The following is a 16309-nucleotide window of genomic DNA, read 5'->3' as shown; positions in this document are numbered from 1 at the left end:
TTTTCTCGGAAAAAAATCAGAGTTAATACTCGGAATTTTCCTTATCTTCGAACGAAGACTCTTATGTTAATTAGCACTTATTTTTAATCAGATTTTGATTTCAGGAGGAAGCATGATGCAGCAAGATGAACAATGGTCTTCGAAAATAGGATTTATTTTAGCTTCTGCCGGTTCGGCAATCGGGCTCGGCGCGATTTGGAAGCTTCCGTACGTCACAGGGGTGAGCGGAGGCGGTGCCTTTATTTTATTATTTTTGATTTTTTCCCTGCTTATCGGTTTTCCGCTGCTATTAGGTGAATTCGTCATTGGACGCAGCACTGGAAAAGAGGCAATTTCCGCATATAAAGCGATTGCCCCTAGGTCAAAATGGCATTGGATTGGCTATTTAGGCGTTTTTACATGCTTTCTGTTATTATCCTTTTATAGTGTTATCGGCGGCTGGATTATTCAGTATTTGTATTATAATGTAAAGGATTTAATTGGAGTGTCTGAAGGCGTTGATTATGAAGCACTGTTTGGAGCTACTGTATCTAATCCGCTTCAAGTTGTGATTGCTCAAGGCATCTTTCTAATGATTACAATCATTGTCGTTGCGAGAGGCGTGCAGGCTGGAATTGAGAAAATAAGTAAAATCATGATGCCCGCTTTGTTTATATTATTTATCATCTTAATATTCCGCTCGCTTACATTGAATAACGCAATGGATGGGGTAAGCTTCTTTTTAAAGCCTGATTTTTCAAGCTTAACGTCAGAAAGTGTTCTTTATGCAATGGGGCAATCGTTTTTCTCATTAAGTGTGGGGGTATCCGTCATGGTTACCTATAGCTCTTACTTATCTAAAAAAGAAAACTTGCTACAACCAGCTTTATCCGTTGTGATAATGAATCTATTTATTTCTCTTCTTGCAGGACTGGCGATATTTCCGGCAGTGTTTTCTCTAGGTTTTGAGCCAACAGCAGGACCTGGGCTTTTGTTTATCGTTTTACCTTCCGTTTTTGACCAAATTCTTTTTGGCGATTGGTTTTTGCTGCTGTTCCTTGCTTTATTCTTATTTGCAACATTAACATCGGCGTTTTCAATGCTTGAAATCGTTGTAGCTGCGATTACGAGTAAAAAGGGAAAAGGTAGAAGTGCGATTTCTTGGATCATGGGAGCCGCGATTTTCTTAGTTGGGATCCCGTCAGCCCTTTCGTTTAGCACGCTTTCTGATATTACATTTTTCGGAAAAAGCATTTTCGACAGTGCAGACTTTCTTGTCAGCAATGTTTTAATGCCTACCGGCGCATTCCTCATTTCTATTTTTGTTTCTTATAAAATGAAGAAAGATTTATTAAGAAGTGAACTGATTCAAGGGTCAAAAGGATTCCATCTAATTTTTACTGTGTGGTATTTATTGATGCGATATGTTGTTCCACTTGTTATTATTATCGTCTTTTTAGATTCATTGGATTTTCTAAGATATATAGTTGAAAAGTAGCGGAGATTTATTTGAGAATGGCGGCAATTTATTTGCGAAAAAGCATAAAACAGGACGGGAAAGTTCTCCCATCCTGTTTTATTTTTTAGACCAGCCCCGCTCGTATTCTGAATACAGTGGCTTGTATTCCAATTTTAGGAAGCCGTTTAGCGGGAGTCTGACCCTAAAGAAATCCCAAAGAAACCAAAAAATATATTTGAAAACTTTGTTATATTTTAAAAGTATTTTCTTAGTGATCATTACATACGTCTTTACAAAGCGGTTGTACAATTTCCCTACACTTAACGCTTTCTACCAAATAAACTGTTGCTATGCGAGACTGCACATTCAGTTCTTCAAATAGTTTACGAAATAGAATATATAGAGTATTCATATAATTTATTCCGAAAATTCCCAAAAGTTAGTATTGACTAATTTTTCAGTAAATGGTTTAATGATATCCAAGTGGTAGGGTCACTGATCCTGGGATGATCCTACTCCTTAAATTTCATAATTTCATAATTTCATAATTTCATAATGATGAAGGAGGCAGGTAAAGTGAGCAAAGCAAGTTCAGCTGCAGCTGTTGGTGAAAAGAAGCTGTCAACGAAATACGATTTTCTCATTCAAATTGATTCTTTTTGAATTTATTTGATGCATGATCAAATTAGCCAGACTACATGATATATAGCATTATAGGACCACCAATTAATTTTATGCCCATAAGGAATATCACCCTTTGCGACTACCTCGACTGTTGAATTGTCATCCATGTACACACCGATGACCTTTTCACCTTCTTTAATTTTGCTCGTTGCCACACCTACATGATCGCCTTGATTGCACGACAAAATAACAAAATTCGCTGTTTTTATCAACGAAAAAGATGGTTGCCATTCTTAAAGGAGCAATACCAACACTTATTTTAAAATTTCAGAAAAATTTAAAAAACTATCGATAATACCAAATACTTGTTGTCCGAACATAATGTAGAAGACTGGATTTCCTATAGGGTAGCAGTAAAAACTATTAAATTGCTTTAACTTTCCAGGTTCACATAAATTTGTTCTGCTTCAAATTATAAGGAGGTCAGTACGAAATGGGAAATCAACAACAATTACCCACGCTAGATAGAAGCCTTTATGGCGATTCCCAGGCAGGTAAGCAAAGAGAAAATGAACATAACGAACAGCCACAACAAATATTATCCGTGAAAAATGTAAAGATTGGGTACGAAGTTGAAAATGAATTTAACCTAGTAATCAATGATATTAGCTTTGATATTCGGTCTGGAGAAACAATAATGATGATCGGACCTTCGGGATGTGGAAAATCGACTTTGTTAAAGACGATTGCTGGTTTTAACAAGCCTATTGCTGGAGATATTTTACTTGCGGGACGTACTGACCTAGAGCCTGGGCCTGACCGTGCTGTTGTCTTTCAGGAGCACGATCAACTTTTTCCTTGGCGAACAGTTTTCGATAATTTAGTTTATTCCCTACGTGTCACCGGTCGGAAAAAAAGTGAAGCCATTGATAGTGCAAAATACTACCTTGAAATGACAAATCTTTCAAGGGCTCATGATCTATATCCTCATCAGTTGTCTGGTGGTATGAAACAACGTGTAGCAATTGCACGTGCTCTCGCCCTTGAACCTTCAATGCTCTTGATGGATGAACCATTTGGTGCTTTGGATGCGCTTACACGCACTCGCTTACAGGAAGAGCTAAGGTTAATTGCTGAAAAAACACGTGTGACTATTTTTTTTGTAACTCATAGTATTGAAGAGGCAGTGCTTCTCGCTGATCGAATCATCGTACTCACTCATCCACCATCGTACATTGCGGAAATTGTCAATGTTGGCGATAAGGCCAAAAACTTGGAAAGCGACGAATCCATCGAGATACAACAACACTTGCGTAAACTGTTAGGAAGCTAGATTAATAGGGGGTGACAAATATGTCGATAGAAAGTAAGGTTCTTAAAGAAGCGCCAGTGAAAAGTAAAGTAAAAGGAAATAATTTTTCATGGTCCCAGTTACCCGCATGGGCAAGACAAACACTTCTTTTAGTCGTTATTCTGCTATTGTGGCAAATTACTTTTAAGGTAATGGACATAAACCCTTTACTCTTATCAAGCCCTTCGGAAATTGGAAAAGTGTTCTGGCAAAATTGGATAAATGGGACTCTCTTGAGCGTAACTGTAGCTACAATGAAAATATTACTCCTCGGTATGTTTATAGGGATTGTTGTTGCTGCAATATTAACTACTCTTGCTACTTGGACGCAAATAGGAAATGATTTACTTACATTACTTACGGCGGTATTAAATCCAATTCCGGCAATAGGTGTGTTGCCTCTCGCAATTATTTGGTTTGGCCTAACCCCTACTTCTCTAGTTTTTGTACTAGCTAATGCAATCACATGGCCAATTGCAATCAATGTTAGCATGGGCTTTCGCACGGTTTCTCCAACAATTCTGATGGTAGGGAGAAATTTGGGACTGCGCGGATGGAGATTGGTAAAAGACGTTTACATGCCAGCTGCGTTACCTCACATGATCTCTGGTCTAAAGACAGGATGGGCATTTGGTTGGCGGACCATTATTGCGGCTGAGTTGGTTTTTGGTGTTGCGGGCAGCGGAGGCGGTCTTGGCTTTTTTATCAGTCAGGCGCGTTTCTTCTTGAAAATTCCTGATATGTTTGCCGGTCTTGTGACGATTTCTTTGATTGGGATATTGTTTGATGTGTTGTTCAATCAAATTGAGAAGAAAACTGTTATCAGGTGGGGTATGAAGGCTCAAGGTAAATAAAACAAATTTTCAGTATGTTGAAAATTGGAAAAGGGGTGTTGGTTGATGTTGAAAGTCCGGGGTTTAAATAAAAATTTCTTTATTATGATTATATCATTCACTATGTTTCTGTTTCTTGCTGGATGCGGCGGCGGTTCGGCGGAACAGGCTAATCAAAAAGATGGCGATAATAACGTTGCCAAGCAAGACATGACCATTGTTGTTCAACCGGGTCTTGGATATGCTCCATTAACTATTTTACGGGAAATGGCTTGGCTTGATGAAGAACTTCCAAATGTGAATATTGAATGGAAAACCTTGGCTTCGGGTGCTGCAATTAGAGATGGTCTCCTTGCCGGTCAAATTCAGGTTGGTGCAGGCGGAATTGGTCCCTTTCTTCTCGGTTGGGATAAGGGAGTGAAATGGAAAATTTTGAGCTCAATGGACAACATGGAGTTATGGCTTATGGGTAAAGATCCTAACAAACAAAGTTTAGAAGACTTCGGCCCAAAAGATCAAATTGCGATGCCCGGGCTGGATTCAATTCAATCTGTTGTTTTACGAAAAGGTGCGCTTGAACAACTGGGTGATGCAAGAAGTTTAGATGAAAATATGGTCGCATTAGAGCACCCAACCGCTATGCAAGCTCTCTTAAGTGATCAAATTTCTGCGCATCTCACTGCCCCTCCATACCAAATGCAAGAGGAAGCTGAGGGTGCACACATAATTTTAAAAAGCTATGAACTTTTCGGGGAACACACCTTCAATAGTATTTGGGTTACAGAAGATTACTATAATGATAATCGCGAATTAATGAATGTCTTATACAAAAACGTTCAACGAGCGATTGATTTGCTAAACGATGATCCAGATCAAGCCGCCGAAATTCTTTCAAGAGATTCCGATGGGAGTCCTTCGGCAGAACAGTACAAAGAATGGATAACGCAAGACTATATTAAGTATACTTCCAAGCCCAATGGATTCATCAATTTTGCTGAGGTCATGAAGGAGTTGAAAATGATTGACAAAATCCCTGCTTGTGAGGATATCTTGCATGATACACTAGGGAATCCTGGCGAATGCTGATGGTCGTACGAACGATGATTATATCGGACTACTTCATTCTTGACACGGATCGGATTGGCGCTTGAATGTGTTAAATTCAACATATTATTCCATACCATCATGTTAACGGTGCCGGAGCACTTTGCAAAAATGCTTGAATCTGACAATGACTAGGTAGGCAAAACCCCGTGAATATGCATAAGGATGTATATTCACGGGGTTTTGTGACTACTTGTGAAAATTGTAGCCCCTGAATTCATCTAGGTGAACGTAATCGAAATCCAAGTAAGTGACGAAGAAATAATAAGAATCAGCAAGATATTAAAAGAAAATTTAAATTTATTTATTTAGGGAGGGTATATCATGAAAGTATTGGTCACCGAAGTAATGTGGGAAGAAGGAATTGTGGAATTGAAAAGGCTGGGCTTTGATGTTCATTACGACTCACATTTATGGAATGACCGCGAGGCCCTTCTAGAGCGAGTCAATGATGTTGATGCACTCATAGTACGGAATCAAACAAAGGTAGATAAAGAGCTGCTTGAGAAGGCTCTTGAATTAAAGGTCATTGGCAGGTTAGGAGTCGGATTGGAAAACATTGCAGTAGATGATGCAAAAAAACGTGGAATTCAAACGGTTGTTCCTCGTTATGCGAACGCCACCTCTGTTGCAGAATATGTGATGGCGGCAATATTGATGGCGAACCGGCCGCTTTTTTTAGCAAATGAAGATGTTAGAAAAGGAAACTGGGACCGGAAGCAACATACTGGCAGGGAAATTTTTCATAAAGTGATTGGGCTCGTTGGGCTCGGCGAGATTTCCCACCGTGTTGCGAAACGGGCAAAAGCGTTCGGTATGAATGTAATCGGATACGATCCTTTTTTAACCCCATATGATCATATTGTTGCAGAAACATCCGTTCAATTGAAAAATACGTTGGAAGATGTGTTAATCTCAGCTGACTTTATTTCTATACATGTTCCACTTACCTCATCAACAAAAAATTTAATATCTGAGTCACAGCTATCCTCCATGAAACAATCGGCTTATATTATAAACACTTCTAGGGGTGGTATTATAGATGAAGAAGCCCTTTACTACGCATTGAAAGAAGGAACGATAGCGGGAGCATATTTAGATGTTTTGGAATCGGAGCCGATCGATCAGATGAACCCGCTGCTACAATTGGACAGCGTCATTTTTTCACCGCATATTGCCGGGCTGACGACCGAGTCTCAAGTTCGGATATCCTTATTGGTTGCACAAGAGGTTGGAAAAGTGCTTGATGGGAGAGGGTCTCTATGTCTTGTATAAGGCTCCTTGCTTAAATGCTTCAGTCGTGTCTGAATTTCTTCAAGATACCTATCGTAGTTGTAAAAAAGTAATTATATCATCATTTTTTGATTCTTTGAATATTATTTAAGAGAGATAGCTGAAAAGCAGCGGAGAGTTATTTGCGAAAGCGGCAAATTTGTTTGCGAAAAAGCACAAAACAGGATGGAACCCCATCCTGTTTTATATTTTATATCCAGCCCCGCTCATATTGCTTAGGTGATTCGATTATTACTCCGAGCTCTTTGGCTGCAGTTCTTGGCCAAAACGGATCTCGCAGAAGCTCGCGTCCGATAAAGATTAAATCAGCGCGATTATTTTGCAGTATCTCTTCTGCATGCAGTGGGGATGTAATTAAACCGACTGCGCCTGTTGATAGATCAGCAGCTTTTTTAATTTTTTCAGCAAACGGTACTTGATAGCCCGGATACGTATGTATCCTAGCAGGAACAACTGCACCCGAACTGCAATCAATTAGGTCAACGCCTTGCTCCTTCATCCAGCCTGCCATTTGAACATAATCGTCCACATCTAAACCTTCTTCATGATAATCATTTGCTGATATTCTAACAAAAAGCGGCCCGTCCCAAACAGAATTAATAGCATCAATGATCTCACGCAGGAATAGGTAACGATTTTCTGCTGAGCCTCCATAATTATCTGTACGCTTGTTTGATAATGGGGAGAGAAATTCATTAATTAGGTAGCCATGAGCCCCATGAATTTCTATGACATCAAAACCTGCTTTTTTTGCTCTTACAGCTCCTTGCTTAAATGCTTCAATCGTGTCTTGAATGTCTTCAACCGACATTTCCTTTGGTGTTTTCATTTTTTCATTAAATGCGAGGGCAGAAGGGGCAATAATTTCTCCTTCAAGAACTGCTTTTCTCCCAGCATGGGCAAGCTGGATACCTGTTGCTGAGCCGTGTTCCTTCATTAAATCAGTTAGCTCTTTTAATCCTTCGATATGTTCATCGCTCCAAATACCTAAATCATTAGGCGAAATTCGTCCTTGGGGTGTGACAGCAGTAGCTTCAATAATAATGAGTCCAACCTGACCGGCAGCACGGCTCGTATAGTGAGTTCGATGCCAATTTTCCACCTTCCCGTCTTCATTAGGGCAAGAGTACATACACATTGGCGACATGACAATTCGATTTTTAAAGGTCGTGTTTTTAATTGTAAACGGGGAAAATAGCTTTGTTTCCATAAAGAGCCTCCTTTTTTACTTCATAAATAGTATATCAATGAAGTACAGTTTATAGAAAAATTTGCCCCAATATTTGGTAGTCCTTTTTATGCAATTTGCTCAGTCGATATTTCGTACCTCTCGCAACTCCTAGGTGTAAATGTCAGGATACTGGCAAGAGTGATGGGGTTCAAAATGTTTTTACACACTAATTTCTGAACCGAATGCCTTGCCAAGTCTTTTTGACTGTGCAGCAGCTTCTTTTATACAATCAATAAACGCATTTTGTACACTATAGGAATCCAAAACTTTAATTCCCGCTTCAGTTGTTCCGCCTGGGCTTGTCACCTCTTTACGCAGTTGCTTTGGCTCTTTCGTTGACTTTGAGAGCATTTCAGCCGCACCAAGTAATGTTTGCACAATCAATTCCTTCGCAACCGTCTTTTCAAGTCCGATGTCCATTGCACTTTTTTCCATTGCTTCCGCGAGATAGTATATATAGGCTGGTCCGCTGCCAGACAATCCAGTGACAGCGTCAAGCTGCTCTTCCTGTACAATCGTCGTTAAGCCAACGGTTTCAAACATTTTCGAAACTAGCTTCATTTGCTCGTTCGATACTTTTTCATTGACTGCAAGTGCAGTTGCGGATTTTCCTACAGCTGCTGATGTATTTGGCATGGCTCTTACAATAGACAGTGGCTTTTCCGCCAGCTTTTCAATACTGCTAATTCCTACTCCAGCTAAAACGGATATCACAAGGATTTCTTCTGTTAAGTAATTCTTTATTCGTGAAATGGCATCTGCCGCATCTTTAGGCTTCATTGCGAGAAAGACCATATCAGTATCTTGAAAAATTTCATCTAATTGATAGGTCGATTGGACACCGAATCGGTTTTGAAGCTCAGTTAATTTTTCTTGATCAGCCTTATTCGTTACCCAAATCCTCTTGCTATCAACTAATTTATTTTCAACTAAACCAGAAATTAATGCTTCTGCCATGGATCCTGCACCGATAAAAGCTATTCTCTTCATGTTGTGACCTCCTTAATTAATATTTATTGTTTTATTAAACAGTAGTTATGAACGTTCAGAGAAAATAAAAAAGCCCTCTCATCCATGTAAAGGACGAAAGGACTTTTGCTTTTCGCGGTACCACCTTAATTACCCTTCTCAGAAAGGTTATATTCTTGAAAAAGGCATCTCTATTCCGTTAACGCCGGAAGCTCGTTTAGGTTTTCCTAACTGCTCATAAGGTAGGTTTCAATGGTCAAGTGGACGGTGAAGCCTTTCAGCCGCTGAGCTTCACTCTCTTTCGCCGTTATCCATTTACTGGCCTTATTCATCGCTTTTTTCTTGTTTTCAATTAATCAAACAATAGGAACCTTCAAATAATATTAATTGTGATTATGGAGGAGGACAAGTGTGTTTGTCAAGGGTTATTTAATTATTTTTTGAAAAGGGGGACTTTTCCAACATTTACTTCGGTAACCTGCTTGAAAGTGAAAAATAGGAATAAAGTTATTTCTAATAGAAAAAACTGAGTAAAACATCCTATTAGCTCGATAGTCTTATAATATCATTTTTGGTAAAATTTATAAAATTTACATAAATGCAATTGTACAGTTAATAGAGCCATGCTTAACTAGAAGTGAAATAGCATTTTGCCAAATTAATAGAGTATGGAGGAGATTGAATGATAGGAAGGCTTCAGAAAAAAACTTTCAGCATTGTAGTAACCCTCACCATGATTTTCAGCTTATTTGCTCCATTTCATGTTTCAAAAGCCGCTGGGACTATAACCGTTGCAGAGGCCATCGCCAATAATAGCGGAAAGGGAACAGTGGAGGGGTATATTGTAGGGATTACGAATAATGGACCTAAGTATCAGCATACTGGGCCATTTACGGTTAACACCAATATTGCCATTGCTGATTCTGCAAATGAAACAGATGGTAAGAAAATTTTGCCTGTACAGCTGACTCAAGGTGCTATTAGAGACGAATTAAATCTTCGAGATCATCCAGAAAATCTCGGAAAGAAAATCCAAATTACAGGAAGTTTAGAAGCTTATTTTGGAGTCCCTGGATTGAAAAGTCCTACAGGCTATTCTTTTAGCGATGACTCAGAACCTAAAAAGGTACAAGCCGTTACAGCAAGCCCTGCTGGAGGAACTATCGTAAAAGGGACTAAAGTTTCACTTGCTACAGCTACAGAAGAAGCAGAAATCTATTTCAGTGTAGATGGATCAGAGCCGACAACGTCAAGTACACTTTATACGGATCCTATTGAAATAAATGCTCCTATTACAATCAAAGCGGTTGCTGTAAAACAAGGATTGGAAAATAGTGAAGTGGCTGTGTTTGATTATGCGATTCAGCAGGAAGTCATTCGCATTCATGATATCCAAGGTGCTGGTCACTCTTCCCCATATGCGGATCAAAACGTTGCTGGTGTTGAGGGGATTGTTACAAAGGTTGTTGACGGAAGTAATTTTTATATGCAGGATAGACAGCCGGATCATGACCCAAATACGTCTGAAGGTATTTTAGTTTATAAAAAATCTCACGGAGTTAAAGTAGGGGATGTTGTAAAAGTTAGCGGTCAGGTGAAGGAATGGGTTTTAGAAGGATATGCGGAAAAACTGCAAACAGACCTTCCTGTTACTGAAATAAATGCTTCCAATATCCAAATAATTGCAAGCAACCAATCGCTTCCGGCACCGGTTGTAATCGGCGTTGACCGGATGCTTCCCTTAGAAGTTATTGATAATGATCGTTTTGAGAATTTTGATCCTAGCGAAGATGGAATTGACTTTTTTGAAAGCTTAGAAGGGATGCTTGTACAAATAAATAACCCTAAAGTAGTCGCACCGCAAAAATATGGTGAAGTCATTGTTGTTCCTGAAGATGTTCCAACAAATACGACAGCTGGCGGATTGCGTATTACTGAGGCCGATTTTAACCCAGAAAGAATGACCATTGATATCGATGACACTAGATTCGTTGCCAAAATGGGAGATCGCTTTCAAGGCTCGATTCAAGGAGTTGTCAGCTATGGCTTCAGCAACTATAAAATATTGAGTGATCGTGTAGCATTGCCCCCTCTTGTTGAAGGTTATAATGTAAGGGAAATAACGCCGATTATATTTGATGAAAACAAATTAACGATTGCTTCTTACAATGTTGAAAACTTTTCAACAAAAACAGATGATTCAAAGGTTACTAAACTGGCAGAAGCCATTGTAACGAGTATGAAGCAGCCGGATATTATTGGTTTAACAGAGGTTCAGGATAATGATGGATCAACAGATAGCGGAACGACTGACGCCAGCCAAAGCGCTGCGAAATTAATTGCAAAAATTGAATCACTCGGTGGGCCAACATACACATATACAGATATTGCACCTGAAGATAAAGTGGATGGCGGGCAGCCTGGTGGAAATATTCGTGTCGGCTTCCTTTATAATGAGGAACGTGTATCACTTGTTCCAGGGACAAAAGGAACGGCCACTCAGGCAGTTGGATTTGAAAATGGCAAGCTTACGTTAAACCCTGGGCGCATTGATCCAACGAATTCAGCGTTTGAATCTAGCCGAAAACCATTAGCAGCACAATTTGAATTTAATGGCGAGAGTATCATCCTTGTCGCTAATCATTTTAACTCTAAAGGCGGAGATCTTCCTCTGTTTGGAAAAGTGCAGCCGCCTATCTTAAATAGTGAAGTCCAACGCATGCAAATTGCTGCGATTGTAAACAATTTTGTCAAGGACGTTCAAGCAAAAGATCCGAATGCAAACATTGTTTTGCTTGGTGATTTTAATGACTTTGAATTCTCAAATCCTCTGCACGTTCTAAAAGGGCAGGAATTGACAAACATGATTGAAAAAGTTCCTGCAGAAGAGCGTTTTACGTACAACTATCAAGGAAATGCGCAAGTTCTGGATCATATTTTAGTATCAAATAATCTTGCTGCTTCAACTGAAGTGGATATTGTTCATATTAACTCTGGTTTCATGGAAGAGCATGGCCGTGCAAGCGATCATGACCCTGTTTTGATTCAAACTGCATTAAAAGAGCCAACAAAACCAGAAGAGCCGAAGTATGACAGAGTGTATGATCTAGTCGGCTACAAAGCGAAGAAACTTGTTATTGGACCACATAATGCCTTAATTATCATGGATAAGACTTCCTCCATTACAGAGGGGATTTGGCTGAAAAAATCAGCTACTCTAAAAGGGGAGGGCTTGAAGAAAACGACGGTTGTGGTCAGCTCTGCTCAAAAAGGTACTATTGTTGATTTAACTGGAACAGAAGTTAAAGAGGTACTGATTGAAAAGGATAAAGTGCAGGAAATTAGAGGTGCTGAAAACGTTCAATCATGGTCTGTTGGTAAAAAGGTTGACACTTCTCATATAAAATTTACCAACTCAAAGGGAGAAGAAATTCCATCTCCGTTCGCTCCAAAAGAAAACAAAGCACCTGTAATGTCCAAGCCATTAGAAAAAATCACTGCTAAAACAGGCGAGCAAGTCTCGCTTGAATTAAGCGAGCATTTCTCAGATCCAGATGGAGATCAATTGTCTTACACATCATCACTTGGAAAGATAACGAACGGCTCCCGTCTTACTCTTTCGACTGAAGAAATTGGCACATTCTTAGTGGCGGTTACTGCTAAAGATGGAAATGGCGGAGAGTTAACAGCCCGCTTCTCATTTACGGTAGAAGAGAAGGGGCAATTTGATGGATATTATGAATCGGCTTCAGGTAAAACTGGGGCGGATTTGAAGTTTGCTCTCCACAACATTATTCGAGAGCAAACGAAAATTTCTTATAGTAATGTATGGGATGCACTAAGAGAGACGGATGAGGATCCGAATAATAGTGACAATATTATACTGCTATACAAAGGGGAGTCCCGTTCAAAGCTTGCGAACGGCGGGAATGTTGGTCAATGGAATCGCGAGCATGTTTGGGCGCAATCACATGGCGGGTTCGGAACGAGTATAGGACCGGGCACCGATATTCATCATCTTCGTCCAACTGATGTACAGATTAATAGTTCAAGAGGAAATCTTGACTTTAATAATGGCGGAACCCCAGTTAGCGGCTGTGATGGCTGCTTCAGAACTTCGAATTCTTGGGAACCGCCAGACAGAGTAAAGGGAGACGTAGCTAGAATGCTCTTCTATATGGCTGTTCGCTATGAAGGAACGAATGGCGAAATTGACTTAGAATTAAACGATAAAGTTGGTAATGGCTCGCAGCCGTATCATGGCAAGCTATCCGTTCTACTAAAGTGGCATCTGCAAGATCCTGTAGATGATTTCGAACTAAACCGCAACAATATCATTTATGAAAAATGGCAGCACAACCGTAATCCATTTATCGATCATCCCGAATGGGCGGAAATGATTTGGGGAGAGGCAATCTAAAAGTAAATCTTGCTTCATAAATAATGTTTTTAGATAAAGAAGCTATCGCTTAATATGGCGTTGGCTTCTTTTCTCTTTAAAACAAAATAGGTTTGTGCTATTGTCGAATTAAAATGATTATTGGGAAATTTTAAATATAGAAAGAGAGGATAACGAATGGGGAATATTGTAACTTTCAAAAATGTTTCATGGCGCAGGAACGGCGAGGAAATCTTAAGCAATCTAAATTGGAGCATAGGTCAAAATGAGCATTGGGCCATTCTTGGTTTAAATGGATCAGGAAAGACTTCTCTTTTAAATATTGTAACCGGCTATCAATTTCCGACAGCAGGAGAAGTAGCTGTCCTTGGAAATATATTTGGAAAAACGAATTTACCAGAGCTTCGCAGAGAAATTGGGTTCGTCAGCAGCTCATTGGACCGGTTTTCTAATAGCTTGAATCATGAAACGGTCGAAGACATTGTTTTAAGCGGAAAGTTTGCATCCATCGGTTTGTATGAAGAGGTTTCAACGAAAGATGTCGAAAAGGCAGAGTCAATAATAAACAGTCTTCGCCTCGATTACCTTAAAGGGAAGCACTTCCGTCTTTTATCACAAGGTGAAAAGAGACGAGTGCTAATCGCGAGAGCATTAATGAGCAATCCTAAGCTTCTCATACTTGATGAGCCGTGCACAGGTCTAGATGTTCTTTCTCGGGAGGAAGTTCTTTTTCTTATCAAGGCAATTGTCAATAACAATTGCCATTTAATTTATGTGACTCACCATATTGAAGAGTTAGTCGAAGAAATTACTCACGCCTTGCTTCTGCGTGATGGAAAGATCGTAGCCGCAGGACCTAAGAGAGAGGTTTTGACAGATGAATTATTATCGGAAACCTTTAAAACCCCGGTCGGTGTGCGCTGGGAAGAGGATAGGCCGTGGTTGACAGTAAAAAAAGAAAATATTATTAGTCTATAAAATTTAGGATATAAAAAACAACCCTGAATTTTCTGCTTAGCATAAAAAATTCAGGGTTTCTGCTTATAAAAAGGATAAAACTTTGTGATATGTTAACTATAATGTCTTTGGAAATGGATTTTAATATGTTAATTTAATCCCTTTTGCCTGTTCAACAGCCATTAAAGCGAGTAATTGTGTGGGGTTTATTTTGACGACATCACTCGTTAAATAAGGAAATATAAGTGGGATCTCAGTACAGCCCCCAATACAAGCTAATATCTCTTCCTCCATTTCATATCGATTTAATATAGTGCTAAGCTGCTTAATATAAACATTGGTTTCAATGTGACCTGCCTTTACTTCTTTAATAGTAAGATCAATAATTTCTTGATCTTGGTCTTTGGGCACACACAAATGAAGGCCTAAGGAATGAAAATCATTTTGATACAAATTTGTTTGGATAGTAGCCCTTGAGGCCAGAAGTATCATTTTACCAGAAAAATGGGGATAATCTCTTTGGATGTATGTTGCTGTATTATGAATCATACTATAGATTGGGACTTTAATAGTCTTTTGTAATTGATCTAACCAAAAATGAGCTGTGTTACACGGCATAATAATAAAATCAACTCCTGCCGCTTCCAATTGTTGCGCAGATTCAACCATCATTGGTAATGGGTTTTCAGTTCCTTGTAAGATTGCTGGAACCCTAGGCGGTATTTGAGGGTGATTATCTACAATAATACGTAAATGTTCTTGATCCGTTTTAGCAGGAGTATTTCTCACAATTTCAGTAAATAAATCGACTGTTGCCATTGGACCCATACCACCTAGTATCCCAATTTTTTTACTCATTTAAATAGCTCCCCTTGTCTATATCGTAAGGTATTACCTTTATCAATCTTTATGATACGATACTTACTGTAAACTTCTTACAAACTAACGGCACTCGATTCATCCTCTGTTTCGGCGAGTTTCTTGCCACCCCATTTAAAAAGTAATATAGCGGCAACCGTATTCCCAAAAACATTGACAGCTGTCCGCCCCATATCCATAAATCGGTCGACTCCTGTTATTAAAGCGATTGCTTCTAATGGAAGATTAAGAGATGTTAGAATAACTGACAAAACGACTAATGAAGCTGCAGGTACATTTGCTGTTCCTTTGTTAGCAATTAAGGTTGTTATAAGAATCGTTAAAATAGTAGGCAAACTTAAATGCATACCATATGCTTCTGCTATAAAACAAACAGCGAGAGACTGATAAAGTGCTGCACCATCAAGGTTGAAACTATAACCTAGTGGAAGGACAAAAGAAACCACTTTGTTTGGTATCCCCGACTTCTCGAGAATATTCATGTGTACAGGTAAAGTAACTTCAGAAGAGGTAGTAGTAAATCCTAAAAGCAATGGTTCCATTACTTTTTTAGTATACGAGAAAGGATTTATTTTAAGGGAGGCAAGTATAATCCAGAATAATACCATAATAACAAGCAAGCCAATATACATGACCCCAATTAATTTTGCCAATCCTAATATAACGCTGCCGCCTTGAGTGGCAAACACCCATGCCATGATCGCTGCTACAGCTACCGGAGCCGTTGCTACAACTCCTTTAGTCAATCTGAACATAGCTTCAAGAATACCTTCTAGAAAGTTAATGACAACTTTGGCTTTATCGCCTATAGCAGATAATGATAGACCGAAACAAATAGCAAAAAAGAGAGTTGGAATAATTTTTTGCTCGGCCATTGCATTCACAACATTGTCGGGAATGAGATCAGTGATAAATTTAACCCAATCAATTGATGTTGCAAGATTTGCCGGAAGAGTACCTGTTGCCTGCAAGGTCACTCCTGCTGCAGGATGAAAAATAGCATTTAACGTAATACCTAAAATAATACAAAACCCAGTAGCTAAATAAAACCAGATAAAAGCCAGTCCTCCAAGACGACCTAACTCTTTACGATTTGAGCCCATCTTGTAGATTCCCAAAGTAACAGCTGAAAATACAAGCGGTATAACAATCATTTTAATGGCTTTAATAAATAAAGTCCCGATAGGTTGGAGGTTTGCTCCAAAACTTGGCCATAGTAACCCAATAATGG

12 protein-coding genes are annotated in these 16309 nt (G+C 39.2%); 7 read left to right on the top strand and 5 right to left on the bottom strand.

The genetic code is table 11. The features are described from left to right. The first annotated feature begins 115 nt into the window (after positions 1 to 115). Positions 116 to 1477, top strand: coding sequence for a sodium-dependent transporter (locus V7164_RS22325; protein ID WP_335347722.1), 1362 nt, complete (start codon positions 116 to 118; stop codon positions 1475 to 1477). Between the two features lie 641 nt (positions 1478 to 2118). On the opposite strand, the gene V7164_RS22320 is transcribed toward V7164_RS22325, so the two are convergent. Then, positions 2119 to 2277, bottom strand: a complete 159-nt coding sequence (locus V7164_RS22320) for a hypothetical protein (protein WP_335347955.1) — start codon at positions 2275 to 2277, stop codon at positions 2119 to 2121. Positions 2278 to 2555: 278 nt separating this feature from the next. Between V7164_RS22320 and V7164_RS22315 the strand changes: the two genes are divergently transcribed. From V7164_RS22315 to V7164_RS22300, 4 genes are all read left to right on the top strand, one after another. Then, positions 2556 to 3395, top strand: a complete 840-nt coding sequence (locus V7164_RS22315; protein WP_335347954.1) for an ABC transporter ATP-binding protein — start codon at positions 2556 to 2558, stop codon at positions 3393 to 3395. A gap of 20 nt (positions 3396 to 3415) precedes the next feature. Then, positions 3416 to 4267, top strand: coding sequence for an ABC transporter permease (locus tag V7164_RS22310; RefSeq protein ID WP_335347953.1), 852 nt, complete (start codon positions 3416 to 3418; stop codon positions 4265 to 4267). A 45-nt stretch (positions 4268 to 4312) separates the two neighbouring features. Beyond that, complete coding sequence (locus V7164_RS22305; RefSeq protein WP_335347952.1) at positions 4313 to 5332, top strand: ABC transporter substrate-binding protein; 1020 nt, start codon at positions 4313 to 4315, stop codon at positions 5330 to 5332. 342 nt (positions 5333 to 5674) lie between these two features. After that, positions 5675 to 6625 carry a hydroxyacid dehydrogenase gene (locus tag V7164_RS22300; protein WP_335347951.1) on the top strand — a complete coding sequence of 317 codons (951 nt, stop codon included), beginning with the start codon at positions 5675 to 5677 and terminating at the stop codon, positions 6623 to 6625. 208 nt (positions 6626 to 6833) lie between these two features. Here V7164_RS22300 and namA read toward each other — a convergent pair whose 3' ends face one another. Together namA and proC are read right to left on the bottom strand one after the other, a co-directional pair. Continuing rightward, a complete protein-coding gene (namA, locus tag V7164_RS22295) occupies positions 6834 to 7853 on the bottom strand; it encodes an NADPH dehydrogenase NamA (RefSeq protein WP_335347950.1) in 1020 nt (339 codons plus the stop codon). A 180-nt stretch (positions 7854 to 8033) separates the two neighbouring features. Further along, entirely contained in the window at positions 8034 to 8864 is an 831-nt protein-coding gene (gene proC, locus V7164_RS22290; RefSeq protein ID WP_335347949.1) for a pyrroline-5-carboxylate reductase, read from the bottom strand. Between the two features lie 661 nt (positions 8865 to 9525). Here proC and V7164_RS22285 point away from each other — a divergent pair. Further along, the gene (locus V7164_RS22285) at positions 9526 to 13263 is read left to right on the top strand and encodes an endonuclease (protein WP_335355258.1); all 3738 of its coding nucleotides are present in this window, start codon (positions 9526 to 9528) and stop codon (positions 13261 to 13263) included. Positions 13264 to 13419: 156 nt separating this feature from the next. Beyond that, positions 13420 to 14220, top strand: coding sequence for an ABC transporter ATP-binding protein (locus V7164_RS22280; RefSeq protein ID WP_335347532.1), 801 nt, complete (start codon positions 13420 to 13422; stop codon positions 14218 to 14220). Positions 14221 to 14340: 120 nt separating this feature from the next. On the opposite strand, the gene V7164_RS22275 is transcribed toward V7164_RS22280, so the two are convergent. Together V7164_RS22275 and V7164_RS22270 are read right to left on the bottom strand one after the other, a co-directional pair. Further along, positions 14341 to 15057, bottom strand: coding sequence for an aspartate/glutamate racemase family protein (locus V7164_RS22275; RefSeq protein WP_335347533.1), 717 nt, complete (start codon positions 15055 to 15057; stop codon positions 14341 to 14343). A gap of 77 nt (positions 15058 to 15134) precedes the next feature. Beyond that, a partial coding sequence (locus tag V7164_RS22270; protein WP_335355257.1) for a dicarboxylate/amino acid:cation symporter occupies positions 15135 to 16309 on the bottom strand: 1175 nt, incomplete at its 5' end.

Origin of the sequence: Bacillus sp. JJ1474, assembly GCF_036965225.1 — a bacterium.
GTDB lineage: Bacteria > Bacillota > Bacilli > Bacillales > Cytobacillaceae > Cytobacillus.
The sequence above is the reverse complement of the archived record's forward strand: the minus strand, read 5'-3'. Positions and strand labels throughout refer to the sequence as shown.

What these genes read in the sequence shown, in the direction of transcription:
- proC (WP_335347949.1), bottom strand. Translation starts at nt 8,864, where the DNA reads ATGAAGAGAATAGCTTTTATCGGTGCAGGATCCATGGCAGAAGCATTA.
- V7164_RS22285 (WP_335355258.1), top strand. Translation starts at nt 9,526, where the DNA reads ATGATAGGAAGGCTTCAGAAAAAAACTTTCAGCATTGTAGTAACCCTC.
- V7164_RS22275 (WP_335347533.1), bottom strand. Translation starts at nt 15,057, where the DNA reads ATGAGTAAAAAAATTGGGATACTAGGTGGTATGGGTCCAATGGCAACA.
- V7164_RS22300 (WP_335347951.1), top strand. Translation starts at nt 5,675, where the DNA reads ATGAAAGTATTGGTCACCGAAGTAATGTGGGAAGAAGGAATTGTGGAA.
- namA (WP_335347950.1), bottom strand. Translation starts at nt 7,853, where the DNA reads ATGGAAACAAAGCTATTTTCCCCGTTTACAATTAAAAACACGACCTTT.
- V7164_RS22315 (WP_335347954.1), top strand. Translation starts at nt 2,556, where the DNA reads ATGGGAAATCAACAACAATTACCCACGCTAGATAGAAGCCTTTATGGC.
- V7164_RS22310 (WP_335347953.1), top strand. Translation starts at nt 3,416, where the DNA reads ATGTCGATAGAAAGTAAGGTTCTTAAAGAAGCGCCAGTGAAAAGTAAA.
- V7164_RS22305 (WP_335347952.1), top strand. Translation starts at nt 4,313, where the DNA reads ATGTTGAAAGTCCGGGGTTTAAATAAAAATTTCTTTATTATGATTATA.
- V7164_RS22325 (WP_335347722.1), top strand. Translation starts at nt 116, where the DNA reads ATGCAGCAAGATGAACAATGGTCTTCGAAAATAGGATTTATTTTAGCT.
- V7164_RS22280 (WP_335347532.1), top strand. Translation starts at nt 13,420, where the DNA reads ATGGGGAATATTGTAACTTTCAAAAATGTTTCATGGCGCAGGAACGGC.